8 protein-coding genes are annotated in these 13,914 nt (G+C 60.1%); all 8 read left to right on the top strand.

Annotated elements, in window-relative coordinates:
- The first annotated feature begins 3 nt into the window (after window positions 1-3).
- On the top strand, window positions 4-906 hold the full coding sequence (locus KVT38_RS02010; RefSeq protein WP_217592017.1) for an ROK family protein: 903 nt from the start codon (window positions 4-6) through the stop codon (window positions 904-906).
- Window positions 907-996: 90 nt separating this feature from the next.
- The gene (locus tag KVT38_RS02005) at window positions 997-4,755 is read left to right on the top strand and encodes a GH32 C-terminal domain-containing protein (protein ID WP_254638911.1); all 3,759 of its coding nucleotides are present in this window, start codon (window positions 997-999) and stop codon (window positions 4,753-4,755) included.
- Window positions 4,756-4,823: 68 nt separating this feature from the next.
- The gene (locus KVT38_RS02000; RefSeq protein ID WP_217592015.1) at window positions 4,824-5,828 is read left to right on the top strand and encodes a LacI family DNA-binding transcriptional regulator; all 1,005 of its coding nucleotides are present in this window, start codon (window positions 4,824-4,826) and stop codon (window positions 5,826-5,828) included.
- Between the two features lie 175 nt (window positions 5,829-6,003).
- Window positions 6,004-7,557: an ABC transporter substrate-binding protein gene (locus tag KVT38_RS01995; protein WP_217592014.1), complete on the top strand. Its 1,554-nt coding sequence runs from the start codon at window positions 6,004-6,006 to the stop codon at window positions 7,555-7,557.
- On the top strand, window positions 7,554-9,275 hold the full coding sequence (locus KVT38_RS35325) for a sensor histidine kinase (protein ID WP_217592013.1): 1,722 nt from the start codon (window positions 7,554-7,556) through the stop codon (window positions 9,273-9,275). The genes KVT38_RS01995 and KVT38_RS35325 overlap by 4 nt, the downstream gene beginning before the upstream one ends.
- A 997-nt stretch (window positions 9,276-10,272) precedes the next feature.
- Window positions 10,273-12,711 carry a DUF4832 domain-containing protein gene (locus tag KVT38_RS01985; RefSeq protein ID WP_217592012.1) on the top strand — a complete coding sequence of 813 codons (2,439 nt, stop codon included), beginning with the start codon at window positions 10,273-10,275 and terminating at the stop codon, window positions 12,709-12,711.
- Between the two features lie 145 nt (window positions 12,712-12,856).
- On the top strand, window positions 12,857-13,252 hold the full coding sequence (locus KVT38_RS01980; RefSeq protein ID WP_217592011.1) for a (R)-mandelonitrile lyase: 396 nt from the start codon (window positions 12,857-12,859) through the stop codon (window positions 13,250-13,252).
- A 156-nt stretch (window positions 13,253-13,408) separates the two neighbouring features.
- Window positions 13,409-13,897 carry a DinB family protein gene (locus KVT38_RS01975; RefSeq protein ID WP_217592010.1) on the top strand — a complete coding sequence of 163 codons (489 nt, stop codon included), beginning with the start codon at window positions 13,409-13,411 and terminating at the stop codon, window positions 13,895-13,897.
- Window positions 13,898-13,914: the final 17 nt, after the last annotated feature.

Here is a 13,914-nt window from a genome sequence, read left to right as displayed (position 1 = left end):
GGCATGACGTGCATCGGCGCGATCGAGGCAGGAGGGACGAAGTTCGTCTGCGGCATCGGCGATGAGAAAGGGGAGATCCGGGAAAGCGTCAGCTTTCCCACGACGTCTCCCGACGAGACGCTCGGCAAGGCGATCGCTTTTTTTCGCGGTAAAGAAGTGGAAGCGATCGGCATCGGGTCCTTCGGTCCGATCGATCTTCGACCCGGCAGTCCGGCGTATGGCCATGTGACGACGACGCCGAAGCCCGGCTGGGCCAACTGTGATTTTCTCGGGACGCTGCGGGAGCTCTTTGACGTGCCGTACGGATGGGACACGGACGTGAACGCGGCTGCGCTCGGCGAGGTCCGCTGGGGGGCGGCGCGCGGTCTTGACAGCTGCCTCTATTATACGATCGGAACAGGCGTCGGCATCGGCGTCTACACCGAGGGCAGACTCGTGCACGGACTGGTCCATCCGGAAGGGGGCCATACGCCGGTCAGGCGGCATCCGGACGACGCGTTCGCAGGTCTGTGCCCTTTTCACGGCGATTGCCTTGAAGGCATGGCGGCCGGTCCGGCACTTGAAGCGCGCTGGCGAGTCAAAGGACATGAGCTTCCGGCGAATCACCGGGCATGGGAGATCGAGGCCTTCTATATCGCGCAATCCATTACGGGAGCCGTGCTGCTGAATTCGCCGGAGAAGGTCATACTCGGCGGGGGCGTCATGCAGCAGAGCCAGCTGTTCGCGCTGGTGAGGGCGGCCGTCAAGCGGAATTTGAACGGCTACGTCAGCGCGGGCGAGCTCCTGGAGCGGATCGACGACTACATCGTGCCGCCCGGTTTGGGTACGCAAGCCGGACTGTACGGGGCGTTGGCGCTGGGACTGGATGCGCTGCAGGCACGCGGCGCGGCGGAAACGCCGGCTTGATCTCGCGGCAAGGGGGAAGCGGGGGCGCTGCCCTGCGGCAGAGCGCCCGCACTTCCGCTATTATTCGGATCAGAAATGGGGCATGTGACGATGAAATCGAAACGATGGCTTCCACTCGGCGCCGGCATTACGCTGCTTCTCGTGTCGCTCCCGTTCGGGACGGCGGCGTTCTCGGACAAGCAAGAAGCGGAAGCGGCCGTGCAAGCGATTCGCGTGACGCAAGCGGTGAGCGACCTCACAGCATGGACCGTAACCGGGAAAGGCACGCTTGAGGACACGGACCAGGGGCTGCGGCTCGCCTCCGATCCGTCGGACAATGCGATCGCCGTCTCGTCGACCGAGGCGGAGGATTTTGTGTACGAGGCCGACGTCATGATCGCCGATGCGAAGGCGGACGCCTCCCTGGTGTTCCGGTCAAGCGCGGACGGCTGGTCGTCGTATATGCTGCAGATCGTACCGCAGGCGGGACTGCTGCGTCTGAAGGATGCAGGAGCTGGCGGCACGCTGCTCGAGGAGCGTCCGATCGCTGTCCAGGCGGGCGGCATTTATCATCTGAAAGTGAAGGCGGACGGGACCCGGCTCAAGGTGTACTGGGACGACCGTTACGATCCGCTTATCGACGTGTCGGACGATGCGCATCGGTCCGGCTACTTCGGTCTGCACGTCTGGGATGGCTCCGCGGTGTTCCAGAACATACGCGTGAGCGGGCTGTCCGGCAATCTCGGCGAACCGGCGTACCGTACGGGAAGCTGGCAGCCCGATCTCAGGGGCTTGAAGGGCACGGGGGCCGCGGTTCAAATCTTTAATACGGGATATGACGATCTCGTATTGGAGGGCGATATCGCGCTCGGATCGGCGCCTTCGGAAGGCGCGATATGGTTCCGCACCGATGCGGCAGGTGCTTCGGGCTATGCGGTGTCCCTGCGGAAGGAAGGCAATCAAGTGCGCGCGCAGCTGCGCGGAGCGGACGGCACGGTCCTTGCGGAATCGGGCAGGGTCTATTCGACCGAGGTGTCTGCCAGGCATCATGTCGAGATCAGTGCGGTCGGCAGCCGGATTCAGGTGTATATCGATGGATATGCCGCGCCGGCGATCGAGGTGACCGACAGCCGCTATACGAGCGGTTGCGCGGGATTGTCCGTATCGGCGGGCAGCGCCTATTTCCAGAACGTATACGCGACCGCCGCCGCCGACTACTATACGGAAAAGTATCGGCCGGCTTATCATTACTCGCCTGCGCGGGGTTCGGCCAGCGATCCGAACGGACTGGTCTATTTCGATGGCGAATACCATCTGTTCCACCAGGACGGCGGAACGTGGGCGCATGCGGTCAGCACCGATCTGCTGAATTGGAAGCGCCTTCCGATCGCCCTGCCGTGGAACGACCTGGGGCATGTCTGGTCCGGCTCCGCCGTCGCCGATCTGACGAACGCATCCGGTCTGTTCGCGGATTCGGGCGGCAAAGGGTTGATCGCCTACTACACGTCGTTTAATCCGGACCGGCAGAACGGCAACCAGCGCATCGGGATGGCTTACAGCAAGGATAGCGGCCGCACCTGGACCTATTCGCAGGAACATCCGATCGTCATCGAAAATCCGGGTAAACAAGGCGACGACCCGGGAGGCTGGGACTTCCGCGATCCGAAGGTGGTGCGGGATGAGGCGAACGGGCGCTGGGTGATGGTCGTCAGCGGGGGCGATCATATCCGGTTCTTCACGTCGACCAATCTGATCGACTGGACGCTGACGGACAACTTCGGCTACGGCGCTTACGTTCGCGGCGGCGTCTGGGAATGCCCGGATTTGTTCGAGCTGCCGGTGGACGGCACGGGCGCCAAGAAGTGGGTGCTGATGATCAGCACGGGCGCGAATCCGAATACGCAAGGCTCGGACGCCGAGTACTTCGTCGGCCAATTGACTCCGGAAGGCAAATTTGTCAACGACAATCCTGTCGGTACCGTGCTGAGAACCGATTACGGCAAAGAGTTCTACGCGTCGTCGTCCTTCGCGGACACACCGGACGGCCGCCGAATCGTCATGGCGTGGATGACGAACTGGGATTATCCGTTCGCCTTCCCGACGCAGGGCTGGAAGGGCGTATTGAGCCTGCCCAGGGAGCTGTCCCTCACGAGTACGAATGAAGGAATCCGCCTGAAGCAGACACCGATTGCGGAGCTGAACGCCCTGCGGACCGAAATCTACGCCGCGGAGAACAAAGACGTGAAGCCGAACCGGAACAACCTGCTGAAGGGTCTGACTGCCGGCGCCTACGAAATCGAGGCGGTCATTGAAATTCCGAAAGGGAGCGGCGTACGTGAATTCGGCTTTCAGCTTCGGAAAGGGGCGGACGAGATGACAAAAGTCGGTTATCGGCCGGCGGACAAGGCCATGTTCGTCGACCGTTCTGCATCGGGCGTGACCGACTTCTCTCCGCAGTTCTCGACGCTGCATACGGCGCCCCTTTCTATAGAAGGAAATCGGGTGACGCTGAGAACATTAGTCGACGAATCTTCGGTCGAACTGTTCGGGGGCGGCGGTCAGGCGACGATTACCGACGCGATTTTCCCGGATCCGGCGAGTCGGGGCATGGCCTTCTACACCGAAGGCGGCAGCGTCAAGGTGGTGTCTCTCAAAGTCTATGCGATGAAGAGTCTTTGGGCCAAGCAGGACTCGGTCAGGATCATGATGGATACGCGTCCGCGCGAGATCCATCTCGGCGATGCCAAAACTTTGTACGCCGCCGTGGAAAAGAGCGAAGGAAAAGGCGTGGAGCCGATCAAGTGGACCACGAGCGATCCGGCTGTCGCAAGCGTCGAGTACGCGGACAACGCAAAGGCCGTCATTCGGGCCGCCGGCAAAGGGACCGCGGTCATCACTGTATCGTCGAAAAACGGCAAAGTGAAAAAAAGCGTGCCCGTACAGGTTTTCGGAGGCGTATTCGAAACGAACCTGACCGGCTGGAAGGCCGATCTGTCCGCTGCAGCTTGGGTGGCGACGGAACAAGGGGTGCGCGGCAGCTATGCGGACGGCGACGCCAACTACGTAGCGCAGGAGACGGCGGGCGACTTCGTCTATGAAGCGGATATGCGGCTGGCCGAATCCGGCGGCGCCGGGTCGCTGCTGTTCCGCGCCAGCGAGGACGGCCGAAGCGGCTACTATTTTAACCTGGACCGCAGCATGAAGGCGTTCCGCCTGTTCTATAAGGTGGACGGCGGGTTTGCGGACCGTCAGGTGCTCGCCAAGGTGCCGGCGTTCGTCGAGCCGGAGAGAACGTACCATGTCCGAATCGAAGCAAGCGGTCCGCATATCCGCATCGCCGTTGACGGGAAGCCGATCGTCGACGTGTCCGACGGTACGTTCGCAGAAGGTCGCTTCGGCGTAAACGTGTTCGGGGGCCAGGCGTATTTCCAGAACGTGAAGGCAAGCGGGCTGCAGCCGGCCCGGCTGCAGCGGGCAAGCTTCACGAATATGGGGGCCGGCGGTTATCTGTACGCCGCCAAGTCTCAGAACGGCGAGCCGGTAACCGTGACGGACGGCATGCCCGGGCAGGCCGCGCAGGTATGGACACTCGTGCCGACAGGCGACGAGCGGGGCTCCTATTCCATCCGTACGCAGGAAGGCAAAGCGCTTGACCTGGACACGGGGATGAATCGCGTCCAGCTGTACAGCTACCTGGGATTCGACAATCAGCGGTGGCTGCTGCAAAAGCTGGAGGACGGCAGTGTCGGCATTTTGTCTGCGCATAACGGCAAGGCGCTCGCGGTGTCCGAGTCGGAGTCCGGGACCGGCTTGGTCTTAACCGACTTTGACAGGACGAACGACAAACAAAGATGGACCATGCAACATTGATTTGACTCTTTTTTGCGCAAATTTTAGAATGAGGGCGAGGCGGTTTGCGCAGAAAGGGAGTCACGAGCTTGAAGCTAAAGGAAATCGCGGCAAGGGCGAATGTCTCGATCAGCACCGTATCCCGTATCATCAACAATCAGGGCAACTTCAGCGACGATACCCGGCGCAAGGTGATGGAGATCGCCAAGGAATATTTGAAGCCGGGCGTCACGCTGTCCAAGGTTGGCGGACTCGCGTACACCATTGCGGTATTCGTGCCGGAGGTCCACGACTTTGTCGACAACGACCCGGCTTCCTCGGCGGATTTAAGCCATTTAAAAGAAGAATTCGAAGCGAACGGGCATCGGTTCCTGATGGCGACCCATTCCCGCGACTACCGGACCTCCGGCTCCGCTTACCGAACGCTGCTGGACAACAAGGTCGACGCTGCGATCGTATTCGATCCGTTCGTCGAGGACCGGCTGCTGGACGATCTGATCGAGCAGGGGATTCCGTATTTGGTGACGAACGGCAGAAGATACGACCGCGTTCAGAACTTCGTCGATTACGACAACCGGAAAGGCGCATACGAAGTCATCCAATATTTGCACCGTCTGGGCCACCGCTCGATCGGCTTGATCGCAGGTCCGGAAGACCATCTGGTCAGTCAAAACCGGCTGGACGGCTGCAAGGACGCTTTTCGCGACCTCGGGCTTGCCTGGTGCGAGGACCGCGTCCTGGCGGGCGCGTTCGATCCGTCGCACGGCTATCGGGCGGCCAAGCGGCTGATCGAACAGGACGGCGGGATTACCGCGCTGTTCGCCTTTAACGACATGATGGCCTTCGGCGCCATGAAGGCGCTCTCCGAATTGAAGCTGAACATTCCCGAACATATCTCGCTGATCGGGTTCGACGATCTGAAGCTGTCCGAGTATACGATCCCGCCGCTTACGACGGTAAGGCGCTTCCGCTACGATATTAGCGGCCTGATCGTCAAGATGCTGACCGAGCTCATCGCGAACAAGACGATATCGGAGGTCAACATCAGCCTGAAGACGGAGCTGATCGAGCGCGAATCGTGCAGAAAACGGTAATGCATGAAGAAGCTCCCATTCCGGCAGAGGCCGGGAGGGGAGCTTCTTTTTTTAACGGCATGATTGAATCGTCGTTCAAAAGTTCAAGCCCCTGTGTTATGCTAAATTTGATTTTATTTGCGCAAAAAGTTTCCTTTCTTTTTTGAACGAAAGACGATAAAGGTGGTCAAGGCGAATGAGGTTGTCCCCATGGAAGGCCGGGCTTGGAGCCGCTGCCCGTCGTTTGGCGTTCGGGTCGTTCCTTGTTATGGTTGCGCTTACTTCGTCCTGCAAAGGCATACCGGGACTTGGCGACGCTACCGACGACAGCAATCCCGACATCCCGCAGCCCTATGTCACGCTAAGCATGATTATGCCCGGGGACGAATCGGCGCGCATGCGGGAGTTCGTCGACAACGAGCTGAACGCGCGCCTGAAGCAGGAGCTCAACCTCAAGCTGGAGCTGACGTACATTCCCTGGGCGGACTATCAGTCCAAGGTCGAGCTTGCGCTGTCCACCGGGGAGAACTACGACTTGTTCTGGTACGGCACGTCGTTCGTATCGGATTACAGGACGAAGGGGTATATCCGGCCGCTGGATACGCTGCTTCAGACGTACGGACAGGATCTGACAGCGAATATCCCGTCGGACAACTTCAAGCAGTACGAGATGGACGGCAGCCTGTGGGCGATTCCTTCGCAGGCGTTTACTTCCGCGGGCAAATTCACGTCGGTGATGGTGCGTCAGGATTTGCTGGAGTCGGTCGGCATGAAGGAGATTCGCACGATCGCCGATCTGGAGGCTTTTTATACGAAAATGCATGCGCGCGATCCGAGCTACTACGGGTACCTGGAAAACGATCGCGGCCAGGACGTCCTGTGGCGGGAGCTGTCGGATCAGCCGCTGACCTTCCTTGACGAGAACCAAATGTTCGCCGTCAACGAAAATACCGGCGAGCTGGTCGATTATCTGGAATCCGAGCTGTACAAGAAGGTCGCGGACGTACGCAAACGTTGGGTGGACATCGGGGTCATCGACAAGCGTCTCGCCGGCAATAAGGCGGCCAACATCGACCAGGAGGACGCGGGCAAGCTGCTGTTCCGGGTGGGCGCCGTCTCCCGAGCGATGGAGAACCTGCAGACGGTGCAGAACGCGGATCCCGATGCCAAGCTTAGGGAATATTACCTGGCCCCGGACAAACCGAAGTACATCGTGGCGCCGTCCAACGAGGCGTATATGATTCCGACCAAGTCCCTTCACCCGGAGCGCGCCATGCAGTTTATGAACTGGATTTTGCAGAGCAAGGAGCACTACAACTTCATCATCTATGGCGTGGAAGGCAAGGATTATCGCATCGAAAACGACAAGATCAAGCTGCTCACGAACGACCAGTTCATGTACGAGTGGATGTGGCGCAACAAAAATTACTTCATGCCGACGACCAACGTGGACGACTCCGTCGTGGAGGATATGCTGCATAACGACGACAATGCGCGGATCTCGAAGATTTTTGGTTTTCATTTTAACCAGGAGCCGGTCAAAAAAGAGTATGCCAAAGTGCTCGCGGTGTACAACGAGAAGTTCCTGCCGATCAATCTGGGTATTGTCGGTTATGACCAGGCCTTTCCGAGCGCGATGGAGGCGCTCAAGAAGGCCGGCTACGACAAAGTATGGGCGGAATTCAAGCGCCAGTACGCGGAATTTAGAGCGTCGCAGACCTCCCGCGCGGATCGGGAGGGGTCGAAGTGAAGTCCAGCATTTTCACGAGGATGGTACTCGCCCTGCTTCTGCTGCTGACGCCGATCATCGCGCTGTACGCCTACTCGAATCACACGAGCTCAAGCGTTCTGAAAAGGGAAATCGTGAAGGCCAAACGCACGCAAGTGCAAACGTTCGTCGGGCAGCTTGGCCAAATGTTCGCCCAATACGATTCCTATCAAAAGATGCTGTACGAGAGCAATGAAGTCCGCAATCTGGCCTATCCGGACTTGCTGAACGACGATCTGCTCTACTACCGCACGCTCAAGACCGTGTCCGAGGAGATCAGCAGGCTGGCGGGCTACGGGCGGTGGAAGGGCATCATCGCGGTCGTTTACCCGAAGACCGGGGTGGTCATCAAGAGCAATTCGAGCCTGGGCGCCGTGCCGGCGGAGCTGCCGGACAAGGACGGCTTCTGGAGCTACCGGACGAGCCCGAAGGGCAACGCCTATTTTATCGAGACGATCTCCAATCCGGCCAAGAGCGCCAGGGAAGAGGAGGCGGACCTGACGGTCGTCGCCAAGGTGGACGAAGGCGAGATCAAGAGCGATTTGTCCGAGATGAAGAGCAACGGGCTGGAAGATCCCTTTTTATACAAGCCGGGCGACACCCCGATCTACAATTATACGGCGAATCAGGATTTAATCCGGGAACTGCTGCCCGAGCTTGACCCGGTCGCCACGGAAGACGGCTTCGATCCCCTGCTCATCCGGACGAGCGGCGGCACATACCAGGTGCACATGGACATGGTCCAGTCGCTCGGCTGGTATCTGGTGGATTACGTGCCGATCGACACGATTATGGCTCCGATCAAGCGCAGTCAGACGATGTTCTACTCGATCAGCGGCATGATGCTCTTTATGGCTTGCATCCTGAGCTTTTTACTGTATCGGAGCATCCGGATTCCGTTTCGCAAGCTGATGCAGGGCATGAACTTCATCGAAAAGGGCATCTATACGAGCCGGATGAAGGATCCGCCAAGAGGAGAGTTCCGCTACGTCTATCAGAAGTTCAATTCGATGGCCGCGAGGATCGAAGAGCTGATCGAGGACGTGCTGAAGGAGCAGATCCGGACGAAGGAAGCGAATGTCAAGCAGCTGCAGTCGCAGATCAATCCGCATTTCCTCTACAATACGCTGGCGTATATTAAGAGCATGGTCGAGCTCGAGGAAAAGGAAGCGGCCGTCTCGATGACGATGAATTTGAGCCGGTACTATCGCTATACGACCAAGCTGAGCAGCAGCTTCGCGACTATTCAGGAGGAGCTCAACCTGATCGAAAACTACTTGGACATTCACCGCATGCTGACGGACGACTTCGAATACGAGATCGATATCGATCCGGCGATGCTGAAGATGGAGATTCCCCGCCTGTCGCTGCAGCCTTTGATCGAAAACGTGATCGTGCACGCGTTCCGAAAACCCGTGAAATACGGCAGCGTCCGCATCCGGGGAACGCTGGAGGAGGGCGGCCTCGCGCGGCTCACGGTCGACGACAACGGCACGGGTCTGACGCCGGCGCAGCTGGAGTCGCTGCAGGCGAAGATCCGCACGGCGCCGAGCGATCAGATCGACGCGGGCCTGCACAACGTCCACCAGCGGCTCATGCTGCTGTTCGGCAAAGGCTCCGGGCTGTTCCTCAGCCACTCGGAGCGGGGCGGGCTGTGCGCGGAGCTGGTGTGGCAGGTTCAGGTTGGCGAGGCGGAGTGACGGGTGCACCGCTGCGGGTCCGGCGCGTGAAACCGCGCATCGCCTGCTAAGTAGAAGGCGACGGGGTTGCCGCGGGCCGAGGATCCGGCATCGCCTCTTGTAGAGAAGGCGATGAGCCATGCGCGGAGCGCGGGTTCGGTATCGCCTCTCGTAGAGAAGGCGATGGGGCTTGCGCGGTGCGCGGGATCGTCATCGCCTCTCGTAGAGAAGGCGATGGGGCTTGCGCGGTGCGCGTGTTCGGTATCGCCTCTTGTAGAGAAGGCGATGGGCCATGCGCGGTGCGCGTGTTCGGTATCGCCTCTTGTAGAGAAGGCGATGGGGCTTGCGTGGTGCGCGTGTTCGTCATCGCCTCTTGTAGAAGAGGCGATGGGCCATGCGCGGTGCGCGGGTTTGGTATCGCCTCTCGTAGAGAAGGCGATGGGGCTTGCGCGGTGCGCGGGTTCGGTATCACCTATCTTAGAAGAGGCGATGGGCCATGCGCGATGCGCGTGTTCGTCATCGCCTCTCGTCGAGAAGGCGATGAGCCATGTGCGGTGCGCGAGCTCGTCATCGCCTCTCGTCAAGAAGGCGATGGGCCATGCGCGGTGCGCGGGTTCATCATCGCCTCTCGTCGAGAAGGCGATGGGCCGTACGCAGCGCGAATTATCTGAGGCGAAACAGCCTCCTACCAAATGGCTGTCTCAAAGGTCATCAAGCGACCTAAGAGGCAGCCTTTGTTTTTTTCGCCACACAACGCCCGCTTCTGGAAACGGACCTGAAAAAGATGGTTTCGATCTTAAAATTGGGGCCTATCGACGTGCAAAACGCGTGATTTATGATGGTAACGTAAGCGCTTACCCAAAATGTTTGAGTCAGAGAGGCGATGGTCCGTTCGTTTGCGTTGCCATGGAGCGCAGACGCGAGGCTGTACCGGAGGGGAGGCGAGGAGCAGGGACGGCGGGCAGGTCCGCCGCTCGCATCTGCAACATATCCCATGCGAACAGGAGTGAACGATGTAATGTCGAACGCACGACTCGCAAGGCCCGCAAAGCCGGTGCTCTTAATCATGGTTTTTGTTCTGATCGGCACGATGCTGTTTATGAATCTCCGGCTGCCTCACGCCGCCGCCTCGGGCGAATGGCAGACGCAGACGTACGATCCGAACAAGCCGGGGCTCGAGCAGAACCCGCTCAAGGGCTTCATGCCCTTTTCCAAGCAGCCTTCGGAAAGCGTCGATCCGAACAACAGCTTTCCGCACAGCATGGAGTGGTTTTACGTGTCGCTGCGGGATCTCATGACAGGCCCCAACACGTACAACTGGGCGCCGCTGGACGCCTATCTGAACGATATCGCGAGCCGGGGCAACCAGGCGGCGTTCCGCGTCTACGTCGACTATCCGGGACGGACGACCGGCATTCCACAGTTTCTGATCAACGGCGGTCTGCTGACGCGCGATTACGACCAGAACGGCAACCACGACACGTCGACGCACAGCCTGGCGCCCGACTGGAACGACGTCAACCTGAACACGGCGTTGCGCCAGTTCGTCGCCGCACTCGGCGCGCGCTACGACGGCGATTCGCGGATCGGCTTCGTGACGGCGGGGCTGTACGGCTTCTGGGGCGAGTGGCATACATGGCCCTACGACGCTGCTCCGAACGATTGGCGGATGAACCAGTCGAACATGGACGCGCTGCTGACGGCGTTCAAGGACGCGTTTCACACGACGCAGGTGCTGGCCCGGTATCCATACTCCGCGAGCACGGCGACGCTCAAGAACGCCTTCGGGTACCATGACGACTCCTTCGCTTACGCGACGCTGTTCGAGACGGACTGGGACTTCTGGAATCTGATTACGCAGAACGGCGTGCAAAACATTTGGCAAACGCATCCGATCGGGGGCGAGCTCTATCCGCCGCTTCAGCAGGATACGAGCTTCTGGCAAACCTGGCCCAACCAGAACGGGCAGAACTACCAGACCTCGGTCGAGACGACGCATGCTTCATGGATGATGTACGACAGACTGTTCAAAACGTCGCTGCCGAACGCCACCGCCTCGGCCAACGCGCTGCGGGGGCACAAGATGCTGGGCTACACGCTGTACAACTCCGGCGTGCAGTTGCCCGATTCGCCGGCGTCCTCGCTGACGGTCAACGTCAAGCTGCAGAACAAGGGCGTAGCGCCGTTCTACTACAATTGGCCGGTCGAGTTCGGCGTGCTGAACGCCTCCGACGTCTGGGTCAAATCGCTGGGCACCGCAAGCTGGAATCTGAAAAGCGTGTTGCCGGGCGGCGCGGATTACAGCTTTGCCTTTAGCGCAAGCCACAGTCTGCCCGCCGGCGACTATAAGCTGGTCATGCGCGTCGTCAACCCGCTGTCGAACGGCAAGCCGCTTCGCTTCGCGAACACGCGGCAGGACGCCAACCGCAGCGGCTGGCTGACGCTGTCGGGCTTCCGCGTAACCGCGAGCGCCACGACGTCCACGACGCTGGCCGATCCGCCTCTGACGGGCGGACCAACGCCAACACCAACCCCGACGCCAACGCCGACCCCAACCCCGACGCCAACGCCGACCCCAACACCGACGCCAACGCCGACCCCAACACCGACGCCAACGCCAACGCCGCCTGCGGGCACGACCGCCTATGAAGCAGAAGCGTCGGGCAACACGCTCGTTAGCCCGGCCGCCGTCTCAAGCTGCGCGACGTGTTCGGGCGGAAGCAAGGTCGGCTACGTCGGCAACGGCAGCGGCACGCTGCGGTTCAACGGCGTGACGGCGCCTGCGGCCGGCGATTATACGCTGACGATCTACTATCTGAACGGCGACGCGAGCCGCTCCGCTTCGCTTAGCGTCAACGGCGGCGCGGGCACGGCGATCAGCTTCCCGAGCTCCGGCGGCTGGACGACGGTCGCATCGAAGACGACGACCGTACATCTGCAGGCGGGCGCGAATACGCTGCTGTTTTCCCAGCCAACCGGCTATGCGCCCGATTTCGACCGCATCGCCGTGAGCGCTAACGGCGGCGGCAGCGGTACGCCGCCGCTCGTTTTCGACAATTACGACAATGCCAACCAATACAACTCGCTGCACACAAACGATATGGGAGGCGGCTATTGGGGAGACGGCACGATCTCGAGCAACGGCTCCGAGCTGTCGCTTAGCGGCGTCAGCTGGTGGGACGCCACGTTCAGCGCAGCCGAGACGAACGTCGACCTGTCTCCTTATACGTACCTCGTCTACGTCGTGAAGAGCGGCACGAACGGCGCCTCTTTTAACGTGACGATGTGGGACGCGGGAGGAGCGAAGGGGACGAAGACCGTCACCGCGACGACCGCCTACCAGACGATCCGCATACCGCTGGCCGACTTCGCGGGGTTCGACAAGGCAACGGCCAGAAAGTTCAAGCACGGCGCGTTCACGGGCAACTTTACAATCGACGAGATCCGGTTCGAATAGCGTATGTCCATAATCAAAAAAAGCCGGCGCGCGATTACTCGCGCACCGGCTTTTTCCGGCGGAACAACGGCACACGGGTTGACTATTTGAAATGCTTCGATTAGGTTGTGGGAAAGGATTCAATTCGAACGGAGGAATGAAGCGCATGGAAATCAGGAGAGTAGGGTCGCAGCCTTCCGGCAAAGGACCTTCCGATTATTTTACCGGCACGGTACGCATCGATCCGCTGTTCGAAGCGGCCGATCCCGGGCGGGGAGCCGGTGCGAGCGTGACGTTCGAGCCGGGGGCGCGGACCGCATGGCATACGCATCCGCACGGACAGACGCTGATCGTGACGGCCGGCGCGGGACGGGCGCAGCGCTGGGGCGGCGAGAGCGAGGAGATCCGCACCGGCGACGTCGTCTGGTCACCGCCCGGCGAGAAGCACTGGCAAGGCGCTCCGCCGACGACGGCGATGACGCATATCGCCATTCAGGAGCGGTTGGACGGCAAAGCGGTCGAATGGCTGGAGCATGTGAGCGACGAGCAGTACGAGGGTTAAGGCGTATCGATACGCCGGCAGGCACGAGGGACGGCAATCAGCCGTTCCTCGTTTTCTTTTCGCGAACTGGCTCTCTTTTATAATCGAGCAATCGGAAAGAAATGGCTTGCCTGGGTATGCCTTATAATCGGCTTATCACAAAGGAGGGGGCTAATCATGAGCTTGATCCAGCTGTTAGAGGAAGAATTGCACCGGGAGGTGGCGTCTACCCGCCGTCTCATTGAGATTATTCCCGAAGCCAACCTGGCTTGGAGACCGCATGCCAAGTCCATGTCGCTGGGACAGCTTGCCCTGCATTTGGCCGGCATGCCCGAGGCTGTGGCCTCGATGCTTTCTTCATCGTCCCATGAAGTGCCAATCGTTCCGCTGCCCGAAGCCGAATCCATATCGGAAATCATGGCGTTGCTGGAACGTTCCGCGGCGGCAGCGGCAAGCCGGATCCGCGAGTGGAGCGACAATGATCTCCGGCAGACCTTCAACTGGACGCTCGAGGGCGTGTCGATCGTTTCGACCTCGCGTTACGAGCAGGTCCGTTCGACGCTTCTTAATCACATTTATCATCATCGTGGGCAATTGACGGTCTATCTAAGGCTGCTTGACGTGCCGATCCCCGGCATTTACGGCCCCAGCGCCGACGAGCAATAAAGAGAAACATCCCCTGC

Origin of the sequence: Cohnella sp. GbtcB17, assembly GCF_019091135.1 — a bacterium.
GTDB lineage: Bacteria > Bacillota > Bacilli > Paenibacillales > Paenibacillaceae > Cohnella.
This window is presented reverse-complemented; position numbering and strand designations above follow the sequence as displayed.

Bases quoted from the DNA above. Each gene is read 5' to 3' on its own strand.
- KVT38_RS01995 (WP_217592014.1), top strand. From the start codon at position 6,004: ATGAGGTTGTCCCCATGGAAGGCCGGGCTTGGAGCCGCTGCCCGTCGT.
- KVT38_RS01975 (WP_217592010.1), top strand. From the start codon at position 13,409: ATGAGCTTGATCCAGCTGTTAGAGGAAGAATTGCACCGGGAGGTGGCG.
- KVT38_RS02010 (WP_217592017.1), top strand. From the start codon at position 4: ATGACGTGCATCGGCGCGATCGAGGCAGGAGGGACGAAGTTCGTCTGC.
- KVT38_RS01985 (WP_217592012.1), top strand. From the start codon at position 10,273: ATGTCGAACGCACGACTCGCAAGGCCCGCAAAGCCGGTGCTCTTAATC.
- KVT38_RS02005 (WP_254638911.1), top strand. From the start codon at position 997: ATGAAATCGAAACGATGGCTTCCACTCGGCGCCGGCATTACGCTGCTT.
- KVT38_RS01980 (WP_217592011.1), top strand. From the start codon at position 12,857: ATGGAAATCAGGAGAGTAGGGTCGCAGCCTTCCGGCAAAGGACCTTCC.